Annotated in this window: 23 protein-coding genes and 2 pseudogenes; 14 read left to right on the forward strand and 11 right to left on the reverse strand. The window is 64.1% G+C overall.

What is annotated here, in order from left to right:
- Nucleotides 1–39: 39 nt before the first annotated feature.
- Nucleotides 40–1,189 (reverse strand): annotated as a pseudogene (locus G3N59_RS37460) (GNAT family N-acetyltransferase).
- Between the two features lie 440 nt (nucleotides 1,190–1,629).
- Between G3N59_RS37460 and G3N59_RS23275 the strand changes: the two are divergent.
- From G3N59_RS23275 to G3N59_RS23285, 3 genes are all read left to right on the forward strand, one after another.
- On the forward strand, nucleotides 1,630–2,175 hold the full coding sequence (locus G3N59_RS23275; protein ID WP_205985174.1) for a sigma-70 family RNA polymerase sigma factor: 546 nt from the start codon (nucleotides 1,630–1,632) through the stop codon (nucleotides 2,173–2,175).
- Nucleotides 2,172–2,813 (forward strand): DUF1109 domain-containing protein, encoded by a 642-nt coding sequence (locus G3N59_RS23280; RefSeq protein ID WP_205985144.1) that lies wholly within the window; start codon nucleotides 2,172–2,174, stop codon nucleotides 2,811–2,813. Before G3N59_RS23275 ends, G3N59_RS23280 begins: the two co-directional genes overlap by 4 nt.
- Nucleotides 2,814–3,190: 377 nt before the next feature.
- Complete coding sequence (locus G3N59_RS23285) at nucleotides 3,191–3,874, forward strand: response regulator transcription factor (protein WP_205985145.1); 684 nt, start codon at nucleotides 3,191–3,193, stop codon at nucleotides 3,872–3,874.
- Between the two features lie 21 nt (nucleotides 3,875–3,895).
- Here the strand turns inward: G3N59_RS23285 and G3N59_RS23290 are convergent, their stop codons facing one another.
- Together G3N59_RS23290 and G3N59_RS23295 are read right to left on the reverse strand one after the other, a co-directional pair.
- The gene (locus G3N59_RS23290; RefSeq protein WP_205985146.1) at nucleotides 3,896–4,591 is read right to left on the reverse strand and encodes a response regulator transcription factor; all 696 of its coding nucleotides are present in this window, start codon (nucleotides 4,589–4,591) and stop codon (nucleotides 3,896–3,898) included.
- A 22-nt stretch (nucleotides 4,592–4,613) separates the two neighbouring features.
- Nucleotides 4,614–5,501 carry a DUF2971 domain-containing protein gene (locus G3N59_RS23295; protein ID WP_205985147.1) on the reverse strand — a complete coding sequence of 296 codons (888 nt, stop codon included), beginning with the start codon at nucleotides 5,499–5,501 and terminating at the stop codon, nucleotides 4,614–4,616.
- A gap of 426 nt (nucleotides 5,502–5,927) precedes the next feature.
- On the opposite strand from G3N59_RS23295, the gene G3N59_RS23300 reads away from it, so the two are divergent.
- Nucleotides 5,928–6,824, forward strand: a complete 897-nt coding sequence (locus tag G3N59_RS23300) for a LysR substrate-binding domain-containing protein (protein ID WP_205985148.1) — start codon at nucleotides 5,928–5,930, stop codon at nucleotides 6,822–6,824.
- On the opposite strand, the gene G3N59_RS23305 is transcribed toward G3N59_RS23300, so the two are convergent.
- From G3N59_RS23305 to G3N59_RS23315, 3 genes are read right to left on the reverse strand one after another with little or no spacing between them, the layout of a single operon-like run.
- The gene (locus G3N59_RS23305) at nucleotides 6,821–7,999 is read right to left on the reverse strand and encodes a CaiB/BaiF CoA-transferase family protein (RefSeq protein WP_205985149.1); all 1,179 of its coding nucleotides are present in this window, start codon (nucleotides 7,997–7,999) and stop codon (nucleotides 6,821–6,823) included. The genes G3N59_RS23300 and G3N59_RS23305 overlap by 4 nt on opposite strands.
- Before the next feature lie 30 nt (nucleotides 8,000–8,029).
- Nucleotides 8,030–9,190 (reverse strand): acyl-CoA dehydrogenase family protein, encoded by a 1,161-nt coding sequence (locus tag G3N59_RS23310; protein ID WP_205985150.1) that lies wholly within the window; start codon nucleotides 9,188–9,190, stop codon nucleotides 8,030–8,032.
- Nucleotides 9,191–9,223: 33 nt separating this feature from the next.
- On the reverse strand, nucleotides 9,224–10,057 hold the full coding sequence (locus G3N59_RS23315) for a MaoC family dehydratase N-terminal domain-containing protein (protein WP_205985151.1): 834 nt from the start codon (nucleotides 10,055–10,057) through the stop codon (nucleotides 9,224–9,226).
- A gap of 151 nt (nucleotides 10,058–10,208) precedes the next feature.
- Here G3N59_RS23315 and G3N59_RS23320 point away from each other — a divergent pair, with 151 nt between their 5' ends.
- Nucleotides 10,209–11,153 carry a LysR substrate-binding domain-containing protein gene (locus G3N59_RS23320; protein ID WP_205985152.1) on the forward strand — a complete coding sequence of 315 codons (945 nt, stop codon included), beginning with the start codon at nucleotides 10,209–10,211 and terminating at the stop codon, nucleotides 11,151–11,153.
- Nucleotides 11,154–11,230: 77 nt separating this feature from the next.
- Here G3N59_RS23320 and G3N59_RS23325 read toward each other — a convergent pair whose 3' ends face one another.
- Together G3N59_RS23325 and G3N59_RS23330 are read right to left on the reverse strand one after the other, a co-directional pair.
- Nucleotides 11,231–11,680, reverse strand: coding sequence for a PRC-barrel domain-containing protein (locus G3N59_RS23325; protein ID WP_205985153.1), 450 nt, complete (start codon nucleotides 11,678–11,680; stop codon nucleotides 11,231–11,233).
- Nucleotides 11,681–11,832: 152 nt separating this feature from the next.
- A complete protein-coding gene (locus G3N59_RS23330) occupies nucleotides 11,833–12,855 on the reverse strand; it encodes a glycosyltransferase family 2 protein (RefSeq protein ID WP_205985154.1) in 1,023 nt (340 codons plus the stop codon).
- Here G3N59_RS23330 and G3N59_RS23335 point away from each other — a divergent pair.
- From G3N59_RS23335 to G3N59_RS23355, 5 genes and pseudogenes are all read left to right on the forward strand, one after another.
- On the forward strand, nucleotides 12,830–13,078 hold the full coding sequence (locus tag G3N59_RS23335) for a hypothetical protein (RefSeq protein ID WP_205985155.1): 249 nt from the start codon (nucleotides 12,830–12,832) through the stop codon (nucleotides 13,076–13,078). The genes G3N59_RS23330 and G3N59_RS23335 overlap by 26 nt on opposite strands.
- Before the next feature lie 178 nt (nucleotides 13,079–13,256).
- The gene (locus tag G3N59_RS23340; RefSeq protein ID WP_205985156.1) at nucleotides 13,257–14,363 is read left to right on the forward strand and encodes an FUSC family protein; all 1,107 of its coding nucleotides are present in this window, start codon (nucleotides 13,257–13,259) and stop codon (nucleotides 14,361–14,363) included.
- Nucleotides 14,364–14,517: 154 nt separating this feature from the next.
- Nucleotides 14,518–15,627, forward strand: a pseudogene (locus G3N59_RS23345) (aminotransferase class V-fold PLP-dependent enzyme); the annotation flags it as partial.
- 177 nt (nucleotides 15,628–15,804) lie between these two features.
- Complete coding sequence (locus G3N59_RS23350) at nucleotides 15,805–16,806, forward strand: ROK family protein (protein ID WP_205985158.1); 1,002 nt, start codon at nucleotides 15,805–15,807, stop codon at nucleotides 16,804–16,806.
- Entirely contained in the window at nucleotides 16,803–17,528 is a 726-nt protein-coding gene (locus tag G3N59_RS23355) for a copper homeostasis protein CutC (RefSeq protein ID WP_205985159.1), read from the forward strand. The genes G3N59_RS23350 and G3N59_RS23355 overlap by 4 nt, the downstream gene beginning before the upstream one ends.
- A gap of 37 nt (nucleotides 17,529–17,565) precedes the next feature.
- Here the strand turns inward: G3N59_RS23355 and G3N59_RS23360 are convergent, their stop codons facing one another.
- Nucleotides 17,566–18,231: a DUF2278 family protein gene (locus G3N59_RS23360; RefSeq protein WP_205985160.1), complete on the reverse strand. Its 666-nt coding sequence runs from the start codon at nucleotides 18,229–18,231 to the stop codon at nucleotides 17,566–17,568.
- Nucleotides 18,232–18,313: 82 nt separating this feature from the next.
- A complete protein-coding gene (locus G3N59_RS23365) occupies nucleotides 18,314–18,823 on the reverse strand; it encodes a DUF1697 domain-containing protein (protein ID WP_205985161.1) in 510 nt (169 codons plus the stop codon).
- A gap of 110 nt (nucleotides 18,824–18,933) precedes the next feature.
- Here G3N59_RS23365 and G3N59_RS23370 point away from each other — a divergent pair, with 110 nt between their 5' ends.
- From G3N59_RS23370 to G3N59_RS23380, 3 genes are all read left to right on the forward strand, one after another.
- The gene (locus G3N59_RS23370; RefSeq protein ID WP_205985162.1) at nucleotides 18,934–19,434 is read left to right on the forward strand and encodes an NAD(P)H-dependent oxidoreductase; all 501 of its coding nucleotides are present in this window, start codon (nucleotides 18,934–18,936) and stop codon (nucleotides 19,432–19,434) included.
- Between the two features lie 133 nt (nucleotides 19,435–19,567).
- Nucleotides 19,568–19,774, forward strand: coding sequence for a hypothetical protein (locus G3N59_RS23375; protein ID WP_205985163.1), 207 nt, complete (start codon nucleotides 19,568–19,570; stop codon nucleotides 19,772–19,774).
- Nucleotides 19,775–19,895: 121 nt separating this feature from the next.
- Nucleotides 19,896–20,645 (forward strand): peptidoglycan DD-metalloendopeptidase family protein, encoded by a 750-nt coding sequence (locus G3N59_RS23380; RefSeq protein ID WP_205985164.1) that lies wholly within the window; start codon nucleotides 19,896–19,898, stop codon nucleotides 20,643–20,645.
- Nucleotides 20,646–20,662: 17 nt separating this feature from the next.
- Here G3N59_RS23380 and G3N59_RS23385 read toward each other — a convergent pair whose 3' ends face one another.
- Nucleotides 20,663–22,102, reverse strand: a complete 1,440-nt coding sequence (locus tag G3N59_RS23385) for a GGDEF domain-containing protein (protein WP_205985165.1) — start codon at nucleotides 22,100–22,102, stop codon at nucleotides 20,663–20,665.
- Nucleotides 22,103–22,399: 297 nt separating this feature from the next.
- On the opposite strand from G3N59_RS23385, the gene G3N59_RS23390 reads away from it, so the two are divergent.
- Nucleotides 22,400–24,379, forward strand: a complete 1,980-nt coding sequence (locus tag G3N59_RS23390) for an SPFH domain-containing protein (RefSeq protein ID WP_241023851.1) — start codon at nucleotides 22,400–22,402, stop codon at nucleotides 24,377–24,379.
- The last annotated feature ends 75 nt before the right edge of the window (nucleotides 24,380–24,454 follow it).

Here is a 24,454-nt window from a genome sequence, read left to right on the forward strand (position 1 = left end):
AACCCTAGGTTTCATGGGTGAAACGCGGCCGGGATCAAATTAAAGCGTCAGGCGATAGCGAACGAAGTCGTCGGCGGCGACAAATTCGTCGTAAAGCTTGCGCGCCGGGTTGTCCTGACGCGTGTGCCAATAGAGGCGCGACCAGCCGCGCTGCCGCCCGAGCGCCACCAGATCGCCGATCAGCGCGCGGCCCACGCCCTTGCCGCGCAAGGCGGGATCGACGAACAGATCCTCCAGATAGCAGATGGGCGCGTCCACCCACGTGCCTTCGTGCAACACGCTCAGGCTGAAGCCCACGATGCGGGCGTCGAGCACGGCGACGCGGCCGAGCAGCGGTACGTCCGCATCGATCAGCCGCTGCCACGTGCGTTCGCTGATCTGCGGCGCGACTTCGGTTTCGTAAAACGCGTTGTAGCCCGCCCACAGGCGGAACCAGTCGGCACGATCGGCGGGCTCGATATTGCGGATCACTAGCTGATCAGGCATCGCGCAAGCTCGCAAGAGACGCACGCTGATTACCCTGCGCGTCGAAATTGTCGGGCGCGAGCCAGCTTTCGAACGCCTGCTTCACCTTTGGCCAGTCCTGATCGATGATCGCGAACCAGGCCGTGTCGCGGCTGCGGCCCTTATAAACCACCGCCTGACGGAAGATGCCCTCGAATTCGAAGCCCAGACGAAGCGCCGTCTTGCGCGAAGGCGCGTTGAGGCTGTCGCACTTCCACTCGTAGCGCCGGTAGCCGAGTTGGTCGAAGGCGTAGCGCATCAGCAGATATTGCGCTTCGGTCGACAGCGCGGTGCGCTTGAGCAGCGGCGAAAACGTCACGCTGCCGACTTCGATGACGCCGTGCGCGGGATCGATGCGCATCAGCGCAAAGGTGCCGACGGCCTTGCCGCTCGCGCGATCGACGATGGTGTAGTGCAGCGGATCTTCCGAGGCCGCCGCCTTCGCGAGATACGCGCGAAACGACTCGAAATCGTCGAACGGGCCGGTGAACAGATACGTCCAGTCGCTGCCGTCCGGCGCGGCGCTATAGGCTTCGAAGAGATCGGCGGCGTGGCGCTCGACGTCGACGGGTTCAATGCGGCAGCGCACACCTTCGATCGCGATGCGCGCCGGGCGCACGCGCGGCGTCCAGCCTTCCAGTGCCGCGCCGATGGGTTGCTGATATTCGTTGGTTCTCGCTGCCATGCTGCTCGTGCTCCGATCGTGGGTCCGCAGAAATTTGCGTCGATGAGGCATAAGGTAACGCGTGGCGTGGCTCCCTGAAAGATCCACGATGCGCCGATACTGTAGGGCCACGCGAGAGAAATAGTTGGAGGGCGCTGTAACCGGCGGGCTGCCGCGAGCGAATTGGCATGAAAGCGCGCACCGCGACGGTGCGCATCGACACGGTACCGGCACGGTACGTGCAACACACGGAGATCGCGAACGTGAGCTGGGCGAACAGGGCAGCGCAGTGGCGACAGGCGGGCGAATTCGGCCCGCAAGGTGGCGTCGCGTCCGCTATTGCGGTGCAGGACGGCTTCGGCTACGCTCACCCGATCGCGCCCGAATTCGAGACCGGCGATGCCGGTAAAAACGCCTCAGCGGGCGCGCCTTCCCAAAGTCGCGACAAACCAGGACGCCCTTTGTATCCCGCGGAAATCCGTCTCAAAGCGCTGTTTGTCAGCGGCCTCGAAGGCGACGCCGATGCGTACCGCACTTTCCTGCAGGAACTCACGCGCCATCTGCGCGCGTATCTGCGCCGGCGTATTCCGCAGTTGCAAGACGATGTGGAAGACCTCGTGCAGGAGATTCTGCTCGCGGTACACAACGCGCGTCACACATGGCGCTCCGACGAACCGCTGACTGCCTGGGTGCATGCGATCGCCCGCTACAAGTTGATGGACTTCTTTCGCTCGCGCTCCCGCCGCGAATCGCTCAACGATCCGCTCGACGACCACAGCGACCTGTTCGCGCAGGCCGACGACGAACCGGCGCAAGCGCGCCGCGACATCGGCCTGCTGCTCGACCAGTTGCCGGACAAACAGCGTTTGCCCATCCTGCACGTGAAGCTCGAAGGGCGGTCGGTGGTCGAGGCCGCGAAACTCACCGGGCTTTCCGAATCGGCCGTGAAGGTGGGCATCCACCGTGGCCTGAAGGCGCTTGCCGCACGCATCCGGGGGGCGCAATGAAAACCGACGATCTCATCAGCCTGCTGTCCACCGGCGTCACGCGCGTGGACCGCAAGGCCGTCGTGCGCCGCTTCGCGCGTGCGCTGCCGCTGGGACTGGCTGGATCGCTACTGCTGGTGGCCGTGGTGTTCGGCGTGCGCCACGATCTGATGGACGTCGCGCAGACGCCGATTTTCTGGGCCAAGATCGCGTTCCCGCTCGCCGTGGCGATTGCGGCGGCGCTGGCCGTGAGCCGTCTCGGCCGGCCTGGCGTGCGCGGCGGTTACGCATGGGCTTTGGTGGCCGCGCCGTTCATCGCGGTATGGCTCGCGGGCTGGGCAACGCTTGGCACCGCCGCGCCCGCGGAGCGCGTGCCGCTGATGCTCGGCCTGTCGTGGCGGACCTGTCCGTTCAATATCCTGCTGCTCTCCGTGCCCACCTTCGCCGCCGTGTTCTGGGCGACGAAAGGCCTCGCGCCCACGCGCCCGCGCATGGCAGGCGCGGCAGCAGGACTCTTCGCAAGTGCGCTTGCCACCATCGCCTATTGCGTCCATTGCCCGGAAATGAGCCCAGCGTTCTGGAGCATCTGGTACGCCGTCGGCATGCTGATGCCGGCAGCGATCGGCGCCTGGCTCGGGCCGCGTCTGCTGCGCTGGTAAATCGCTGACGCTTCGTCCTGCGGGATGATGCGTTAGCGATTTCTTTATCCGCGAATTTTATTTAGTCATCCTTTATGTATTGATCGATGTCACCGCTGTGACATGTTTTAACAAACCCATCCACGGCTTTGCTGAATAATAAGATGGTTCCCGCAACAATCATGCGTACTCCAAAGCGATGCGATTGCGCTGACGGCGCATCGCGGGAAAAACAACGCACGGACTCGCAAAGCCCGAAGTTGGTCGAGATCGCTGGTGCTCTCCCACGCCAATGACCAACTTCTTTGCCAGTCTGGATGCGTCTGTCCGACTGGCATTTTTTTGGCGTAGACCTCGTGCGAGCCATCGCGCCGAAAAGCAATAGAAGCGCTTATTCGATGAGACTTGCCATACTTTCCGGCGATGCCGAACTCACGCAGCTCACCTCCAGCACGCTCGGCAGCGAAGGCTGCGTGTGCCATCACTTCGCTACAGGCAGTGCGCTGCTCAGCGCGTTGCGCCGCGAAACCTTCGATCTGCTCGTGCTCGATCACGCCTTGCCCGACATGAACGGCGTGCGCGTGCTCAACACCATCCGCGCAATCATTTCCACCCAGATTCCGGTGATCTACGTCACCTCGATGCGCGGCGAGCGCGATGAAATCAGCGCCCTCAACGCCGGCGCCGATGCCTGCCTGAACCGTCCGCTCGACGCTGCCGTGCTGCGCGCGCGTGCATCGTCGGTGTTGCGCCGCGCGCGTGCGGTGCGGCTGATTCATGTCGACGAATCCGATAGCGCTTTTGAATTCGATCCGGTGGCCTGCAGCGTGCTGCGTAACGGCACCGCGATTCACCTGACCGTGCGGCAGTTCAGGCTCGCGCTGCTGTTCTATCAACACATCGGCACGACGCTGTCGCGCGAGCATATTCTCGACCTCATCTGGAAAGGCGAGGCCGAGGTCAATATGCGCACGGTCGATACGCAGATCAGCCGCCTGCGCGCCAAGCTGCGCCTCGCGCCCGAAAACGGCTACCAGTTGACCTCCGTACACGGCTGCGGCTATCGGCTCGACCGCATCTGACGCCTTCATCCGGCATCGGTTTCAAGCCTGATCGATGTGCACACGCTCCAGCCGATAGCCGTAGCCGTGCACGGAAACCACCACGAATCCATTGCCCGGATGCAACTTGAGTTTGGAGCGCAGCCAGCACACATGCGTGTCGACCGTACGCGACGACACGCCAAACGATTGATGCCAGACCGACTCGAAAATCTGCGCCCGCGATAGCGGCTCGTCCAGGTGACGAAACAATAGCCACGCCAGATGAAACTCGCGCTGCGTCAGCGCGACGGCATCGCCGCGCAAGGTGACGACACAGCGGACCGTATCGAATTCATAGTCGCCGTAACGCTCCAGTTTCTCGGGCTTCGGTCGATGACTCCATCTCAACAGCGAAGCCACACGTGCGATCAGCACCTCGGGCGAGCGCGTGCGGAGGATGAAATCGTCCGCGCCCGCATTGAGCGCCATGGATTCCGCATCGGCGCCGCCCGGCTCGCCGATGATCAGGACCGGCACATCCGGCGCGTAGTGGCCGCGCACCCAGTTCAGCGCCTGCACGCCGTGGCCGTCGTGATCGAGGCCAATCACGATGAGCAGATCCACCGCGCCGCTCTGCAAGGTGGCGGCGAGTTGTTCGACGGTGCGGATCTCGCGGCACACATAGGCGGCTTGCGTGAGCACGCTGCGCAGGAATTCGCCGTGCGGCACGTTGCCTTCGAAGAGGCCGATGCACATGATCTGGCGGTGCGCTCCGGCATCAGAATGCATGGCGGGATGAGGACTCGATAATTTCGGTTCGTTCATATCCATGGGTTCGCATCAGCAGCTTGAGCGCGTGGTGCTCCTTGATGCCGAAAAGACACTCGGGGTGCAGCCGCTCGCTGTTATTGGGCCCGATCCACACTTCGCGCACGGCCTCGGGCAGAAAGCCGTAGCGGAAGTACGACGTCAAACCGTATTTCGTCGTGCGCCAGTGAATGCAGGGCGTGCAGGTCCGGTTGTCGGTTTCGCCGCTCGACACATAGACGAGACGCCATTCGAGTTCGTGCCGGAACGAAGGGTCTTTCGACATCACGCCAAGCCATTCGCAGGCTCTCGCCGCGGCGCGAATGCCGGGTTCGCGGTCGAGGCTTCGGGTGTCCGGCGCGCCCGATCCCGCGTTGCCAGCGGCTTCGGCGACCATGTTTTTCAGGCTTTCGATGTGGCGTGTGAGCGTGGCGTCGTCGCCGTAGAGCACGGGCGAGAGCGCGATACCGCGCGCGGAATCGGCGAGCGCGTCATGCACCACGGGCGCACGCGTGACGCTGCCCGCCGGACTCAGCAAATCCGAATCGAAGCCAATCGCAAAGCCCCGGCCCACATCGGCATAACTCCACCATTGGCAGGTGTCGTCGCGATTCTCGGAGAAACAGCAGGTAAACAACTCGCGACGGCTGAGGTTGAGCGTCAGTGCGAGTTCGGTGGCAAGTTCACGCTGTGCGCCCGATGGCGCGCCGTGGTGGATGAGTGCATCGACCAGCATGGTGCCGACCGTATCGCCCACGCGCGCATCGAACATCTTGCGCGCATTGCCAAGCCACAGCGAACGGCTTTCGATGATCGAAAGGAAGGCAACAGGGTCGCAATAGTGATAGATGATTGCCATATCGCTCGGTCGATTGTGAATTGCATAAAAGTCGGACTATTCTCGGTTATCGATTGCCACGCCTTGAATGCGAATAAAGCGCAAATAGAGTGCTCATGGAATGGAGAAATGTTTGAATGAAATGCGCTATATCAACAATGGCTGGCGACAGGCTAACCAGTCGAAATCCGGCAAACAATCAGAGAACTGTTAATAAGCGATAGATAGTCATGCCGGGTCTGACGGCGCGGGCAAAGCATTGAATGCGCGTGCGCCAGATTGGTTCATCGATATGAAATACACGTAACAAAGCCTTCTGTTTTCTATCGTCATTGAAAATAAAAATAACAATTCGACTCGATTGAGCATGCTAGCCATGCATCTCGAATAGGTACAATTCTTCTTTATCCGGGAGCTATTCAGTTTCGATATACAAGCCGCGCCTTTATGACCAGACCGCTTAATTTCCCGCAGCTTCAGGCGTTTCGTGCGGTCATGCAGATGGGCACGACCACAGGCGCGGCGGCGATGCTCAACACGACGCAGCCGTCCATCAGCCGACGGTTGGCCGAATTGCAGAACTTCTCCGGGCTCAAACTGCTGGAAAAGCGTCAGGGCCGTTTGCGGCCCACGCGTGAAGGCGTACTGCTCTATCGCACCATCCAGAAGCATTTCGAAGGACTCGAACAGATCGAGACGGTGGTGGCGATGCTGCGCCGCTCAGGCACCGGCACGCTGCGTATCGGCTGCACGCCTGCGCTTGCATTAGGTGTCTTGCCGGGTGTCGTCGAAGTCTTTCGCGAGCGCTTTCCCGATGCCAGGCTGATCGTCCACACGGACGCCACGCCGCAACTGGTGGATCTGCTGCGTCAGGAATTGTTCGATTTCATTCTGACGACCGGCACGCTTGTGGATGGCGATTTCGAATCGGTATGCCTGAAGACACTGCCTGCCGTGTGCGTGCTGCCACATGGACATCGCCTCATGAATGAAGCGTCGGTCGATATCGGCATGCTGGGAGGCGAGCGATTGATATCGCTGAGCAGTACCGATAATCTGACGATCGCCCTGAAAGCGATGTTGCTGGAAAACCATATAGAAGCGGTTTTCGCCATCGAAACCACATCGTCGATTACGGTGTGTGCGATGGTGGCGAGCGGCAACGGTATCGGCGTGGTCACGCCATTTGTTGCCGGCACGTTTGCGGGGAAAGTGCTGATCAAGCCATTCGTGCCCGCCATCGGCATGACGGTGAGCATGGCGGCTTCCGCGCAAACCGCGCCCTCGTTGCTGGCGCGGCATTTCGTGGAAGTGCTGCAGGCGCAATTACAGGCATCGGCCTAGATCGCGCCTGCTGCGCGTAGCGCTTGAACTTGCGATGCGCTGTAGCCGAGTTCGTCGAGAATCGCGTCGGTGTGTTCGCCCAGGGCGGGCACGGGGTCCATGCGTGGATTGTCGGCGGGTGTCATGCCGGGTGGGATCAAGGCGGGAATGTCCCCGGCGGGCGTATTCACGCGCGTCCAGCGTTCGCGTGCTGCAAGCTGTTCGTGCGTCCAGACGCCGTGCATATCGTTGATATGCGCATTGGCGATCTTCGCGTGCTCCAGCCTTTCTATTACATCCTGCGCAGTGAGGCGCGAAAACGCATCGGCAATCAGCGTGCCGAGTTGCGCACGCTGCTCGACGCGCCGGCTATTGGTGTTGAATCGCGCATCGTTCGCGAGTTCGGGCTGGCGCAAGACGGCCTCGCAGAACTGCTTCCATTCGCGCTCGTTTTGCAGGCCCAGCATGATGGACTTGCCGTCGCCGGCCTTGAACGGACCATAAGGATAGATCGTCGCGTGCGCCGCGCCGTTGCGTTGCGGCGGCGTTTGCCCGTCGATCGCGTAATAGAGCGGAAAGCTCATCCACTCGACCATGCTTTCGAGCATCGATACGTCGATACGGCGGCCGCGCCCGGTTTTGCCGCGCTCGATCAGCGCCGCAAGAATGCTGGAATACGCGTGCATGCCGGCCGAAATATCGGCGATCGAGCAGCCGGCCTTGGCCGGTTCGTCGCCTGCGCCTGTGACGCTCAGGAAGCCCGATTCGCTCTGGATCAGCAGGTCATAGGCTTTCTTGTCGCGATACGGGCCGTCGCTGCCGTAGCCCGAAATATCGCAGACGATCAGGCGTTCATGGCGCCCGCTCAATGTGTCGTAGTCGAGGCCCAGACGCTGCGTGGCGCCAGGCGCGAGGTTCTGCACGAACACGTCGGCGTCGGCGAGCAGGCGGTGCACGATCTGCATCGCTTCGGCATGTTTGACGTCGAGCGTGAGACTTTCTTTCGAACGATTGGTCCAGACGAAATGCGAAGCGAGGCCGCGCACGCGTTCGTCGTAACCGCGCGCGAAATCGCCCGCGCCGGGGCGCTCGATCTTGATGACGCGCGCGCCCAGATCGGCGAGTTGACGCGTGCAAAACGGCGCCGCGATCGCATGTTCGAACGTGACGACCTTGATGCCTTCGAGAGGGCGCATGGCAATCTCCTGGAGTCGGTCGGGGCCGCGTCAGAACGAGCGCGGCAAGCCGAGTACGTGTTCGGCCACGTACGAGAGAATCAGATTGGTCGAGATCGGCGCGACCTGATACAGGCGCGTTTCGCGGAATTTGCGTTCGACGTCGTATTCGCAGGCAAAGCCAAAGCCGCCGTGAAATTGCAGGCAAGCGTTGGCGGCTTCCCAGGAAGCGTCGGCGGCGAGCAGCTTCGCCATATTGGCCTGCGCACCGCAAGGCTCGTGGGCATCGAAGCGGCGCGCGGCTTCGAAGCGCATCAGATTGGCCGCTTCCACATTGACATAGGCCCGCGCGATGGGAAACTGCACGCCCTGATTTTGCCCAATGGGACGACCGAATACTTGGCGATCCTTAACATATTTCGCGACACGATCGATACACCAGTAGCCATCGCCGATACATTCTGCGGCAATCAGCGTGCGCTCGGCGTTCAGGCCATCGAGTATGTATTTGAAGCCTTTACCTTCTTCGCCGATCAGGTTCTCGGCGGGAATGTCGAGGTTGTCGAAGAACAGTTCGTTGGTCTCGTGATTGACCATGTTGGGAATCGGCTGCACGGTGAGACCCTGGCCGATGGCATCGCGCAGGTCGACGATAAAGATCGACATGCCTTCGCTTTTCTTCGTCACGTCGGCGAGCGGCGTGGTGCGCGCGAGCAGGATCATCAGGTCCGAATGTTGCACGCGCGAGATCCACACCTTCTGCCCGTTGATCACATAACGGTCGCCGCGCCGCACGGCGGTGGTCTTGATCTTCGTGGTATCGGTGCCGGTGGTCGGCTCGGTCACGCCCATCGACTGCAGGCGCAATTCGCCGCTGGCGATCTTCGGCAGATAGCGGCGCTTTTGCTCCGCCGAGCCGTGACGCAGCAGCGTGCCCATGTTGTACATCTGGCCGTGGCACGCGCCCGAATTGCCGCCGCTACGATTGATTTCCTCCATGATGACCGAGGCTTCCGTGAGCCCGAGGCCCGAGCCGCCGTATTCCTGCGGAATCAGTGCGGCGAGCCAGCCCGCCTGCGTGAGCGCATCGACGAACGCCTCGGGATAGCCGCGCGCCTCGTCGATCTTGCGGAAGTATTCGTCCGGAAACTGGCTGCAGAGCGCGCGCACGGCGTCGCGAATGTCCTGGTATTGATCGCTTGTCTCGGTCATAACGGTTTTTGATTCGATGAACAGGAGCGGCGTTCAGGCCAGCACGGCCTGCGCCGACATCGTCAGCCAGCCTTCGTGGTCCTGCGCCCAGAGGTCGATGTGCCGGCCGTCCGCGGCGCGGCGTCCGCTGACCGTGAAGCGGTGGCCGAGGAAGGTCGGCCGCACCGCCTTGAAACGGTATTCGCGCACGACGGCGTCAGGCATCGCGCGCGTCAGCGAATCGAGCAGCAAGGTGGCGATCAGCGGCCCGTGCACGACGAGGTCGGGATAGCCTTCCGTATTGCGCGCGTAATCGCGGTCGTAGTGAATGCGATGGCCGTTGAAGGTGAGCGCCGAATAGCGGAACAGCAGGACTTCGTTGGGCGCGATTTCGCGTTGCCAGTCGGCATCGGAAGGTGCTGCGAGCGGCGGCGGCAGGGCCGCTTGCCCAGGCTGCGCAGCTTCGCGATAAACGATGTCCTGCTCTTCGCGAATCAACGTGACGCCGTTGGCCTTGATCGCATGTTCGACGCTCACGAAAGCAAGACGCCCGCTGCGGCCGGTCTTGTGCTCGATGGAAAGCACGCGCGACACGCGCTCGGCCTGCGTGCCGACGATCAACGGCGCGTCGAAGGTGATACGCCCGCCTGCGGCCATGCGGCGCGGCAGGCCCAGATCGGGCAGGAAGCCGCCTTTTTGCGCGTGACCGTCGGGACCGAGTCCGGCTTGCGGCGCGGCGGACCAGAAGTAAAGCCAATGCAAGATGGGCGGCAGCGCGTCGCCTTCGCGCGGCGCGCTCGCACAATCGAGCGTGGCGGCCAGCGCGGCGGCGGGCGCAAGGGAAATGGTGTCGCGCACGGCTTCGAGCGTGGCGTGTTCGTCGTGCATTGCTGTCTCCCGCGCCGTTACCGCTGGCGCATCGCAGTCGTGATCGGACGTCATCCGACGACTGTAGGCCAATGCCGCGCGCCAAGGAAATACGCATTGAATGTGCCGGTCATAGGAGTATCCTATGGCCCTCGCATCGAGGGCTGTGACCATGGACGTTCGTCAACTTCGCTATTTCGTCAACATCGTCGATTACGGCAGTTTGGGCAAAGCCGCGGAAAAACTCTTTGTGGCGCAGCCATCGCTGAGCCAGCAGATCGCGAAGCTGGAAGACGATCTGGGCGTGCCGCTGCTCGTACGCAGCCCGCAAGGCGTGAAGCCCACGGCGTCCGGGCAGGCGCTCTACCGGCACGCGCGGCTCGTGCTGCATCAGATGGAACAGTTGCGCCAGGAAGTGCGCGAAGGCGCGGGCGCGGAATCGGGCACGGTCGCCATCGGCTTGCCGACGACGATGGCGTCCGTGCTGGCGATGCCGGTGTTCGAACGTGTGCGCGAGCGTTTTCCGGGCATCCGTCTGCAGTTCTTCGAAAGCATGAGCGGCTATCTGAACGAACTGCTCGCCAACGGCCGCCTCGATCTGGCCATTCTCTTTCGCGACACGCCCACGCCCGGCATCTCGGCCTTGCCGGTGCTCGACGAAGAACTGTATGTCATGGGCGAACCCGGCGTGCCGGCGCGTGCGCGCACCTGCACGCTGGCCTCGCTCGCCGATGTGCCGCTGGTGGCGCCGGGCGTGGCGAACGGCCTGCGCCTGTTGATCGAGCGCACGTTTGCGCGCGAACAGGTGCCGCTGAATATCATCGCCGATATCGACTCGTTGCCGATGTTGCTCTCGGCGGCACAATCGGGCGCGGCGAGCACGATCCTGCCTGCTTCGGCGCTGGCATTGCGTGCGAGCACGGAGCGGCCAAAGATGCGCCGCATTGTCGATCCGATGATCCGGCGCCCGGCGAGCATCTGCTGGCCGAATGCCTTGCCGGTGAGTTCGGCGTCGCTGGCCGTGCGGCGCACGATCTGCGAATTGATCGAGGAATTACGCGCGAGCGGAACGTGGACGGGAATCGAATTGCGCGAGGCGGGGATGGCGGCGGGCTGAGGTGAAACGCGAAGCGCCGCCACGGACGCTTCGCGTTAAAACACGCTTAAAACAGGCTGCAAATATGCCGGACCGGCTTATTGCGCAGCCTTGGTGCTGGCGTCCACGCGCTTGGGCTTGGGCGGCGATTCGATCTTTGCGTACTGGAATGCCGGCGTGGCCTTGAGCGCATCCTTGGTCGCGCCCGGCAGATAGAGATTGCCGCTGCGCACTTCGAGCGAGGCGATGGGCACCGCCACATCATGCACGCCCACGCCGAGGAAACCACCCGCCGAGACGATGGCCGCCGACACCGAGCCGTCCGGCGCGACGATCAGGTCGCGCACCGTGCCGACTTTCGCGTTCTCGTCGTTATAGACCGTCTTGCCGAGCACACTTTTCTTCACGCTCCAGCCTTCCAGCAAGGCCTGCGATTGCTCGACCGTCACGCTCAGGGGCTGCGCGCCCGCGACTTGCGCCTGGGCGCTTGCGCTGGCTACACCTGCGGCTATCACGGCGGCCGCCAACATCGTCATGCGAAAAGACATTTATCGAGCTCCTGATCCAGGGTAAGGGCGCGGCGGGGCCGCATCAAAGACATCGGATTGACATACTAGCGGGATTGAAAAAACGCTGCGCTTAAGCGGGATAAGCGCAGGCTTTCCTTCTCTACCGCCGTGCCGATACCCCCGCACGCGCGTCACGGAATGCGCGTGCGCGTCACGTCCACGACCTGATCGTCGCTCTCGAATAGCTGCGCCGGCGTGGGCGCTTTGGCAAGCCACGCGTTCTTCCAGATCATCAGCAGGTGATAGTAGAGCCGCAGGCTCAGCCCGAATCGATATGCATAGAGATGCGTCAGTGCGAGACTGAGCCCGGCGCGGCCCTGGCGGTTGCGGGCATGCAGCGACACCACAATCGGCACGAGCCTGCGCAGCGCGAGGCGGCGAGCCGGTTCGAGTTCGGGCGGCAAGGCGAGACTTTTCAGAAAGTGCCATGCGGCCATCGACGCGGCGCTTGGCGTGTGGCGCGTCGCCTGCGAAACCGAATGCCCGGTCTTGCGATAGCAGGAAACATAATCGTCGACGTAACAGACTGCACGCGCGGCCAGACATAAACGCACGCCAAAAACGAAATCGCAGCACACCTCCAGTTGCGTATTCGCAGGCACGTCATAGCCGATGCGTTTCACCAGCGCGGCATCGGCCAGCCAGCCGTTGTTCGGAAACATCTGCACGATGCCCGTGCGTCCCGCGAGGCGTTGCACACCGGCCGCAGCAGGCGTGCGGTGATACGCCTCGTTCATGCGCCGGCTCGCCGGGACATCGATACGCCCTTGTGCATCGGCTTCATATTGATTGCCAAAGGCGACGTCGATGTCGGGATGCCGCGTCCATTGCTCGAGCAAGCGCGCGATCGCGTGTTCGAGCAGAAAGTCGTCGTCGTGAATCAGCAGGATCTTGTCGCCGCTGGCGCGCGCAAAGAGACTCGCGACATTGCGCGCCTGACCCAGCGCGGGCACGTTGCGCCGGTACAGCACGCGAGGATCGTGTCCATAGTGCTGCGCGATCAGTCGCGCCGTGGACGTATCGGGCGAATCGTCGCCGATCACGATCTCGATGTTCGTATGCGTCTGCGCCAGGCACGATTCGATGCAGTGAATCAGCAGATCCGGCCGATTGCACGTGGGCAGACAGATGGAGACGCTGGTTGTTATCGTCATGGGCCTACCCCAACAGAAAGAGCTAAGCAAAAGAGGTTCGCATTGCGAACGTCATCTGGCTGGCATGACGGTACGGGATCAAAATCCGAAAGAAATTGAAAATAAATCGCAAGGTACGCCGATGCGGGAAAACGCTGATTTAAAAGGATTTAATTCGAAATCATCAGACGATTTAAAGGAAAAGCCATGTTGCGATGCAAACAGTGGCCTTGCAGATCGCTAACGGTTTGCAGCGGAAAATGGCACTGATTCGCAACTGCGTTCAAGGCCTGCGCGCGACGCCCCAATATTCCTTCAAGCTCGTTTAGCATCTTGGCTTCAAAGCGGCCGCGTTGCAGCGCGTGCCTGCTGAATGGATCCTGCTTCGACCTGCATTGACTGGCTTTAAGCCAACCGCCGCCATGACGCCCAACTCATACGTCCATAAACCGCTCACGCCATTTCGTCGCGCGCTCGCGCGCTTCTCGCTTTCGGAAATGGCGAAGTACACCAAGCTCACACTCGGCATGTGGATTGGCTTCGCGATTCCCTATCACTACGGTTATCCCGATGCGGCCGTCGCGCTCGCCGGCTCGACCATGCTGACGCTCGCGCTCGGCAGTTCCATTTCGGCGGCGCGCGGCTATTTCTACAAGCGCGTGACGTCGAATCTGGTCGCCATGCCAATCGGCACATTGCTGATCTGGCTCACTGCGCCGCATCTCTGGCTGGGCGTTTTGCTGCTGCCGCTGGTGATCTTTACGATCGTGCGCATCAAGCCTTCGGTGTTCCAGATGACCAGCATCACCGTGCCGATGACGCTCGTGCTCTACACCGGCGAACATATTCCGTTGCTCGAACAACGATTGATCGGCGTGGTGCTGGGCATGCTGCTCGGTTTCGTGATCCAGCAACTCGTGTTTCCGCCCGATCATGGTTATTGGGCCAACACGCTCGTCAACGAAGGCAATGAACGCGCGCTCAAACTGCTCGACGATATCGCCAGCGGCACGCTCGATCATGCGCAGTTGCGCGCCTCGACCGCCGCGCTGCGTAAAGCGAGCAGCAATCTGAAAGAAGCGCACGATCTTCTCAAGGCCGATCTCGCGCAGTCGTGGGTGTCGCCGCATCTCGAACGCAATCGCGTGCGCGAGCCGTTGTTCTGGTGTTATCACGAACTGTTCGATTCGGTGGTCAACTTCCTGGAGACTTTCGACACCTTCAACGCGCAATTCGAAACGCTCAATACGCAATGGAAAGACGACTTCCGCCAGGGGCTCGCGCGGCTCGTCGAAGCGCATCGGCAACTTGCGCAGGTGGCCGATCTGCGCGTCGAGCGGCCGGAACTGACGATGCGGCCTTTGCCGATGTCCGCGCTGCATGCGCTGGTGGACGCGCTGCCCGCATCGGGCGTCTACACCAGCGTGTATCTGGGCCACCTCACGGGCTACGGCATTCTGCTTTCGCGTCTGAACGAAATGCATACCGAACATCTGGGCGATGCCATCCAGCAGAGCGCGACGCCTTGACGGCTTCGCTCCAGCAGCCGTTTTTCCGCACCTGCGCGGCAAAGAGAAAATTATTCTTCGAAGCCGGAAAGGCGGCGCCTAATTTGGAACCACTTTCTCCGGCCTGCCGCGTAGCATAGGTCCCCATTCCAGACGCAATCGGACAAGAAACAGAATGGGCGACACACTGCATTACTTCGACTACGCGGCCACGACGCCGGCCGACCCGCGCGTGATCGCGGCCATGTGCGAATGCCTCGGCATGGACGGCGCGTTCGGCAATCCGGCCTCCAGTTCGCACGCCGCGGGCGTGAAGGCGCGCGGTCTCGTGGAGAAGGCGCGTGCGCAGGTGGCCGCGCTGATCGGTGCATCGGCCGATGAAATCGTCTGGACCTCGGGCGCGACCGAGTCGAACAATCTCGCCCTCAAGGGTTTTGCAGAAACCGCCACGCGCCGCCATCTGGTCACGAGCTGCCTCGAACACAAGGCGATTCTCGACACCATGGCGAGCCTCGAACAGCGCGGCATGACGGTCAGCTACGTGCTCCCGGACGCCAGCGGCAACATCGGCGTGCAAGCCGTGAAAGCCGCCTTGCGCGCCGACACCGGCCTGGTTTCGCTGATGCTCGTGAACAACGAGATCGGCACGTTGACGGATATCGCCGCGATTGCGCCGCTCGTGCACGAAGCGGGCGCGCTGCTGCACGTGGATGCGGCGCAGGCACTCGGCAAGACGCCGATCGACGTGAAGGCGATGGGCATCGATCTGCTGTCGATGTCGGCGCACAAGGTCTATGGGCCCAAGGGCATCGGCGCGCTGTACGTGAGCCGTGAAGCGGCCGCGCGCATTGCGCCGCAGATGCACGGCGGCGGCCACGAGCGCGGGCTGCGCTCGGGCACGCTGGCGACGCATCAGATCGTCGGCATGGGGGTGGCCTGCGCGCTGGCGTCGGAACAGATGGACGCCGATACGCAGCGTATCGCCGGCCTCGCGCAGCAACTGCTCGATGGTCTGCACGACCTGGATATCGTCACGCAGAACGCGCGCAACGCCCGCCGCATTCCGCACACGCTGAGCCTGACGATCGGCTCGAACGGCTTCTTCCCGTTCATGCTGGCCGCCGATCTGGCGGTGTCGTCGACTTCCGCGTGCAATTCGGCTTCGGGCGCGCCCTCGCATGTGCTCAGCGCAATCGGCCTGAATGCCGATGCCGCCAGCCGCACGCTGCGTTTCAGCCTCGGCCGTTACACCACGACGCAGGATGTCGACCATGCAATCGGCTGTATTCGCACGGTGGTTGCGCAATGTGCGCCTCGCGTGACGGCGTGAGCGCATAGCAGCGCAAAAAGCCGCGTAAAGTAGCGGGCACGCGTGTGCCCCTCGGCGCCGCCTGGAGTATTCCCGGCGGCGCGCGTGTTTTGACGGGCGCATTGGCGACACTCTGCGAATGTGAGCGCACCGATGCCCGTATCTTCCGCTTCTCTTTCCACCTCGCTCTATACCGCCGATATCGGCGGCTCGTTCATGCGCCTCGCGGCCCACGCGCCCGACGGCACGCTCACGCTGCTCGCGAAGCAGCCGACGCCCGCGCACGACTGGCCCCAGTTTGCCGACACGCTCGCGTCGATGCTCGCAGCGCATGCGCATCTCGACATGGAACAGCAGCGCGCGCCGCTCGCGCTCTCCATCGCCGGGCTGATCGATCCGCTCGACGGCACGGCGCTCTGCGCCAACATTCCCTGCATCACCGGGCGCAAGCTCGCCGGCGAACTCTGCGCGCGGCTCGGTCGTGAGGTGTTCGCGGCCAATGACGCCGATTGCCTCGCGCTCGCCGAAGCCGTTTCCGGTGCGGGCGCGGGCCATCGCGTGGTGTTCGCCGCCGTGCTGGGCACGGGCGTCGGCGGCGGTCTGGTCGCCGATGGCCGCTTGATACGCGGTGCGGGCGGCGTGACGGGCGAGTGGGGCCACGGGCCGATCGTGAGTACGCAGTGTTTCGTCGACGCAGAAGCGGGAGGCGAACGAACGCTCATCGCCGTGCCGCGTTTTGCGTGCGGCTGCGGCCAGACCGGCTGTGTCGATACGATTGGCGGTGCGCGCGGCATCGAGCGCCTGCATGCGCATCTGCATGGCGCGAACATCGAGAGCCGCACGATCCTCGCCGCGTGGTCGCAAGGCGACGCCGCTGCCACGCGCACGCTCGACGTCTGGCGCGAACTGGTCGCGGAGCCGCTGGCCGCGCTCGTCAACGTGACGGGTGCGTCGGTTGTGACGGTGGGCGGCGGGCTGGCATCGGCGGGCGCGCTGATCGGGCGGCTCGATCAAGCCGTGCGCGCGCGCGTGCTGTATCGGCGCGAACAGCCGCTGGTCGTGCCGGGCCGCTATCGCGAGGAAGGCGGTTTGATCGGCGCGGCGGGGCTCGCGCGCCAGGCGTCATCCACGAATACGGAGCGAGTATCGCCATGACTGTTCTGCTCGAAGTTTGCGTCGATAGCGTCGATGGCCTGCAAGCGGCCATTGCGGGCGGCGCGGATCGCATCGAATTGTGTTCGGCGCTCGATCTTGGCGGGCTCACGCCGGTGCCGGGCCTGATCGCCGCGGCTGCGCGCGCGCCGGTGCCGGTCTACGCGATGATCCGCCCGCACGCCGCCTCGTTCGTCTGGACGCCCGCCGATGCCGCCGCGATGCTGGCGGACATCGACGCCATGCGCACAGCGGGACTTGCGGGCGTGGTGCTCGGCGCGGCGCTGCCCGACGGCGCGCTCGACGTGGCCTTGCTGCAGGAACTGCGCGCGCGCTCGCAAGGGCTTGGCGCCACGCTGCATCGCGTATTCGATCTCGTGCCCGATCCGGCGCGCGCACTGGAAGCGGCGATTTCGCTGGGCTTCGAGCGCATCCTCACTTCAGGCGGCGCGGCGCGTGCCGAGGCCGGTCTGGCAGCGCTTGGCGCACTCGCGCGCCAGGCGGCGGGCCGTATCGGCATCATGCCGGGCAGCGGCGTTTCGGCGGGCAACGTGGCGAGCATCGTGCAGGCCGTGGGCGCGAGCGAGATTCACGCTTCGTGCCGCGCGGCCTTCACCTGCGACGACAGCAAGGGCGTAGAACTGGGCTTTTTCCCCGCGCGCCAGGGCAAAACATCGGCGAACGCGGTGCGCTTGCTCAAGGACGCGCTCGCCGCGATCGGCTAAGGCTCGAGAAGCGAGCGCGCTTCAAGCTAAATGTCGATCACGAAATCGGCTGCGAATCGGCGGTGGGATTGCCCAGATCGTCGGTCGGCAGCCATTGCTGGTCGAACGCGGCCACATAGAGCGCCCATTGCGGTTGCCCGAGATCGACGAGCAGCGCGCCGTCCTGCCAGATGTCGTTGTGATCGTTGCTGTCGTCGCCCGGACGATGTATGAACGCGCCCTTCGAACCCTGGTTCATGTGGACGTCGTGCACGCCGTCGCCCTCGCTATAGAAACGGCCGAACACGTAGACGTCGTTGCCCGCCTGCTGGGCGCGCTGCAACAGTCGTTCTAGCGTGGCCACCGGTTCGACGGAACTGGAGCCGTCCATCACGTCGCTGTCGCGCCATTTGCCGGTGTTGGCGAGGAAATCGCTGCGCTGGAAGTCGATGGCGGGCAACGCGGCCTGGCCCGTGAGGTTCTGCGAACCGGAGGCGGCGTCCTTGAGCGTTGCCAGAATCTCGTGACGGAAATCGAACAGCAGTTTGTATTTGAGCAAGTCGTCCGCGTCGGTGGTGCCGACGTTCACGGCGACGTCCCACTGCGCGCCCGCCACCGAAAGACCGAAGTGCAGATGGTATTGCACTTCATGCGGCCGCCGCGTCGACTTGAGTTGCGGCGCCGACACGATCTTGCCCTTCGCATAGCCATAGGGAAGCGACATCGTTCACGTCTCCACTAAAGAAACGCACCATCGTAGGCGTGTTGCGTGACAGTTTTGCTGCGGACCAGCCGCGCGCCGGGTCTTATTGCGCCGCCCAATCGGCCAGTGTGGCGACCGTATTCATATTGCGCGCCGTGCCGTCTTTCGCCGCGGCGATCTTGAGCTTCGACTTGCCGATGCCATCCGGGTAATACACGTAGATTTCGCGCTTTCCCAGCGCGCACTGTTCCGTGCCCTGGCCGCTTGCGGTATCGAGCGCATGCTTGTCTGGGGCGGCGTCGAGGAAAATCGCCACCGTGCGCTCGGGCGGCGCATCGGCGAACGGGTTATCGGCGAGGATGGCGGCCATTTCGGCGGCGGTGCGCAGCATCACGCCCACGGGCTTGCCCGCGTAGGCTTCCAGGCGCTGCTCGAGTTGCTTCCTGACGTTCGCGGCCGCGAGGCGAGTTTCGAACACCACATTGCCGCTGGCGATATAGGTGCGCACGTTGCTGAAGCCGAGCGCTTCGCACATCGCGCGTAACTCGGGCATGGGCAGTTTGCCGGTGCCACCGACGTTCACGGCACGCAGCAGGGCGATATAGATAGGCATCGGCGCATGATACGCGGATCGCCATCGGCATGTTTGCAGCGGTGCGCGCGGTATGATCGCAGCGCGCGGCGCGCCATTGGGGCACGGCCGCCCAGACACGGATTTCACGCATGAAGACGCTGTTGATCGTCTATCACACGATGACTGGAGGCACGCAGCAGATGGCCGCGGCGGCGGCCGCCGCTGCGCGCGCACAGGCCGACGAACAGCACCTGACGATCCGCCTGCAGCGCGCCCACGAAACCCAGCCCGCCGATGTGCTCGCCGCCGATGGCTATCTGTTCGCCACGCCCGAAAATCTCGCGGCGATTTCCGGCCTCATGAAAGACTTTTTCGACCGCTGCTATTACGCGGCGCTCGATCGTGTGAACGGCCGTCCCTATGCGGTGATGATCTGCGCCGGCAGCGACGGGCAGAACGCCTTGCGGCAGATCGAACGTATTGCCACGGGCTGGCGGCTCAAGCCTGTGGCCGATGGTGTGATCGTCTGCACGCATGCCCAGACGTCCGAGCGCATTCTCGCGCCGAAGACCATCGCCGCCGACGATCTCGCGCGCTGCGAGGAACTGGGCGCGGGACTCGCGGCGGGTCTGGTTCTAGGCGTGTTCTGATGCGGTTTTGGGCAGCGTTGTAAAGGATTGTCAGGGCTTGCGCGGCGGCGTCAACGCTGCAGCCAGGCCGGCGTTTATGCGGGACGACCCCAAAGGCGGGTCATTCTCAATCCTTTCGCAACACGAAACGCCTATGAAACGCATCATCATCGCCAGCTTTGCCTTTTTCACCTGCGCCGCTGCCTTCGCGCAATCGCCCGCGCATCATCCGCATCACCACGGCAAGCATCACAACACCTACTACGCGCACCGCGCGCACGCTCAGCGTCACGTCAGCCACACGAACGATTCGGTGGCCGACCGCGCCGAGCCGCTCGACACCGCGCATTTCAAGCCCTGATTCCCGTTAGCGCGAGTGCAGGACGCATGCGCATCCGAATACCAGGATAGGAGACGATGCGCATCTTCGATAATGCTCCGCTCAATCAGAAATGCAGGATGACGAATTAATGAGATCGAGCATGAATCTGCGATGGCGCTGCGCCGCCTGGACGCTCGTGCTGGCGGTGGGCGCGGTCCTGTCGGGGTGCGCGTTACGCGGCGGCACGGACGCATCGGTTTTCGCGACGGGTTGTAGCAAGGCGGTGGCGGGCTACTACTGCGTGCAACCCGGCGACACGCTGGAAAGCGTCGCCTTCGGCTTCGGCCGCAAGCCGGAGGACCTGGCGCGCTGGAACGGCTTCGCGCCCAACACCACTTTGCTGATCGCGCAGATGTTGCGCGTCGCGCCGCCGGACTGGACCCGCGCACCGATCGAATCGATGCCGGCGCCGGGCGCTGCGGCGACTGCCGCGACTGCCGCGTCTGCGTCCGGATCGCTGACGACGGCTGACCGGTTCGTGTGGCCCGTCAGCGGCATGATCGTGCAGGAGTTCGGTACGGACGGCTCGCGCGGTATCGAAATCGCCGGACGGGCGGGCGCGCCGATCAAGGCGGCGGCTGCGGGGCGCGTCGTCTACGCGGGCGGCGGCATCAAGTCCTATGGCCTGATGATCATCGTCAAACACGACGATGGCTACGTCACCGCCTATGGCAACAACCGCAAGCTGCTGGTGCGCGAGGGCGAGACCGTGCAGCAGGGCATGACGATCGCCGAAATGGGCGCGCGCAGCGGCCGCCAGCCGCTGTTGCAGTTCGAGATGCGCGAAGGCAGTCACGCGGTCGATCCGCTTGCGCATCTGCCGGCGGGGTCGGGGCCGGTGTCGGAGTAAGTGGGCGCGGGCCGAGGTCAGCCGGCCGTCAAACTCGCGTCCGCATGCGCGACGCGGTTGCGGCCCGCGCGTTTGGCCGCATAGAGCGCGGCATCGGCGGCTTCGATCAGCGTGTGCGGCGTGATGCACACGCTTGCGGCACCAGCAGTCGCGCCACTCGTGGCGCATCCCGCGCTCACCGTGATCTGCCCGGTTGCGGCAGGCGCGGGAATCATCAGTTCGGCCACGGCGGCGCGGGCGCGTTCGGCGATTTCGCCAGCGCTCTGCGCATCGGTATCGGGCAACACGAGCGCGAATTCCTCGCCGCCATAACGCGCGACGAAGTCGCCCGCCCGCAGCGTGCGCGCCAGCGCACCGGCCACGGCGGCCAGACAGGCATCGCCGTGCAGATGCCCGTAGGCGTCGTTGTAGCGCTTGAAGTGATCGACGTCGATCATCACGAGCGAAAGCGGCAGCGTCTCCTGCGCCGCGCGCGCACAGGCCGCGCGGAATTGCATGTCGAAGTAGCTGCGGTTGAACACGCGCGTGAGCGCATCGCGCGCCGACGTGCGCACGAGCGACGCATGCGCTTCCGAAAGCTGCCGATACAGCGTCGTGACTTCCCACACCAGCACGCAGACCAGCACGCCCGGCGCGAGCATGCTGAACACGCGCGCGACGTACCAGCCCAGCGTGAAGCGCTCGATGCTCAGCGTGTTGAGCGCGGCGTCGACGAAAGAAGCCAGCAGCGCCACCACGATCCACAAATCGAGCACCAGCCGCAGACGCCCTTTGAGCAGCACCACGGCGATGGCGGCGACATTGAGCGCACAGATCGCCAGACCGGCGAGATTCGCCGCGAGGCTGGTGCCAATACCCGCTCCGATACCCACAGGTTGCATCGGCATCGAGGCAGCCGTGGAAGCGCGCCACGGCTCGGCGAGATCCATCTGCGTGACCAGCAGACCGAGCAGGATGGCCACCGCCGCCGGTCCGGCGATCAGCAGCCAGCCGTGCGGTGTGCGCGCCTTCAGGGCGGTGGCCGCGACGGCATCGTCGGAGGCGCGCGTGCGCACGAGTTCCGCGACGATCACGAGCAGCGGAAAGCCCGCGTGCCAGAAGATCCACATCCACGCGGCGCTATGCGGGCCCGCGCCCAGCAGTCCGGTGCGCGTGAACACGCCGGGAAACATCAGCAGTTGCAGCGCGACGGCGATCGCCGTGAACGCATACGCGCCGCCGAGCGCGCCGAGCATCGGCAGCCGCGTGGCGGCAAAGCGCGCGCCCAGCAGAAACGCGGCGATGCCCGAGGTGGTGAAAACCGTGAGCGCGCACATTGGCATGAACGGCGCGACGGCGGGCAGCACGTCCTGTGCGCGTGGCGCGGCAAGCGCGAGCGTGAGCAATATCGCGAGCGCGCAGGCGCTGGCGATGAGCGCCTGTCTGCGTGTCGCCGGTCCTATCAGCAAGCCGTCCATGTTGGGCCTGTCGCGTGAGGTGCTGCGCGTGCGCAGCGTTGTTATCGATGTTTGCGATCGATACTGCGGGTGCTGCCGGACCTGCGCGTAGCGTGTGGCGTGTGCGTCGCGTGCGTGTTGCGTGTGTGCAATCGGCATATTGTGCGCCGATTCCGTCCGCATGGGCGCGCCTGTGAGCCGGGTTGCGCAAGCCTGGCGCACGTGCAGCGAGGTTGAGTTTCTATATCGAGCGCGCTACATTGGGGCGCGCTTCGGCACGCCGGGGCGATCCTCGTAACTTCCCTGTAAGGAGCCCGGATGGTGCAACGCGCAGCGCGCGAGAACCGCGAAGCTTTTGGGTGGTTCGCCGGGCGTCAGGGCGAGACCCGGCTCGGTGCATTGGCGTTGGCGCTGGCCATCGTGTCCGGTTTGCTGGCCTTGTTGCCGGGCGCGCGGGATTGGCCATTCGATGCGCGCTGGTGTGCCGTGCTGGCGAGCGCGAGCGTCTGCATTCTGATGGCGGTCATCGGTACGCGGCTTTATGCCGAACGGATCATCGATACACCTTCTGCACGTGTGCCGCTCTGGAAGACGCTGCTCGTTCTCGCGCAGCTCGCTTTGCGGCGCGAAGAACGCAAAGCGGGCGACTCCCGCAACGCCGATACCACCGACACCACCGATCTTCCCGATACCGCCGATCTGCAAGCGCGCCTGCGCGCCCTGCCGTGGCGTCCCTGCGTGGTGCCGCTGCTCGCGCTGATATCGTCCGGGTTTGCGTTGCTGGCCTGGTTGCGTCCCGCCTATGTGCCCGATGCGCGCGCGGCGCAAGCGCCGCTGCTGGTTGCGGGCGCGTTCTGGCTGGCGTTGGCGTTCGGCGTGCTGCTTGTCGAGCGCATTCATACGCAATACGGCAAAGGCTCGACGGCGGCTACGGCACTCGCGGCCTTGCTGCGCGTGCTGCTCGTCGCCGCGTTGGGCGCAGCAATCTCCACCGCATGGGGCGCTTTCGGCGGCGCGTCGCTCACGTGGCTCGTGCGCCTTGTCGCGGTCTTGAGCGGCGCGGTCGCGCTCGAACTGGCGGCACGCTCGGCCTGGACCTGGTTCAGCGCGCCGAACGACCGCAACGAACCGTGGTTCCTCTCCAGCGCCATCGCGCAGGCCTTGCGGGCGCATGCGCGTCCGCTCGCCTCGCTCGACGCGCAGCTGCGCGCGCGCTATGGCATCGACTTGCGTCAGAACTGGGCGCTGCAAAGCTTCGTGCGCCTGCTGCCCGGCACGCTTGCCGTGATGCTGCTGGCGGGTTGGCTGCTCGGCGGCGTGACGATACTCGGCCCCGATCAGCGCGCGGTCTACGAACGCTTCGGCGCGCCTGTGGCCGTCTGGCAAGCGGGCCTGCACGTCGGCTTGCCCTGGCCGTTCGGCCGCGCCCGCGTGCTCGATAACGGCGCGATCCATCAACTGATCGTCTCGGGCAGCGCGGGCGACGATCCCGGCGCGAGCCAGCGCAGCGCACAGCCCATTGCCGCCGATGCCCGCACGCCCGCCCAACTCAACCGCCTCTGGGACGTCGCGCATCCGTGGGAAACCACCCAGGTGATTGCGGGCACGAGCGGCGATCAGCAGGCCTTCCAGATCGTCAGCGCCGATGTGCGGCTCGATTACCGCATCGGTCTGTCCGACGCGGCCGCGCGTGCCGCGCTCTACCGCACCGTCGATCTCGACCAGACCGTGCGCGCGATCGCCAACCGCGAAGTCGTGCGCTATCTCGCGTCGCGCACGCTGCCGGCCTTGCTCGACACACCGCAGACGGCGATGGCCGCGACGCTGCGCGGCGTCATCCAGCATGAGCTCAATCAGGCTGTCGGTGGTATCGAGGTGGTGGCGGTCGTAATCGAAAGCGTGCATCCGCCGGCGGGCGCGGCGGCGGCGTATCACGGCGTCCAGGCCGCGCAGATTCGCGCCGATGCCAGTGTCGTACAGGCGCGCGGTTTCGCCGCCGCGACCGTGGGCGGCGCGCAGCAGCGTGCCATCGAGGCCATCGCGCAAGGCAGCGCCAACGGCGCGGATGCACTCGCCGCTGCGCGCGTGCAACAGGCAAGCTTCGACGCCGATATGATCGCGCAAGGTCTGGGCGGTCCCGCATTCGCTTTCGAGTACTACCTGCATGCGCTGAGCAAAGGCCTGCAAAACGCCAACCTGACCGTAATCGACGACCGGCTCGCGAGCGGCAATCGCGCGACCATCGATCTGCGCACGCTCACGCCCTCAACTGCGACAGGCGTGCGGCCGGCATGGTGAGCCATGACCTTAACGTGCGATGCGTGCGATGCGTGCGGCGATCATCGGCATCAATCTTGAACAGGGTGATTTGAA

The sequence above is a fragment of the Paraburkholderia sp. Ac-20340 genome, assembly GCF_017104965.1.
Lineage (GTDB): Bacteria > Pseudomonadota > Gammaproteobacteria > Burkholderiales > Burkholderiaceae > Paraburkholderia.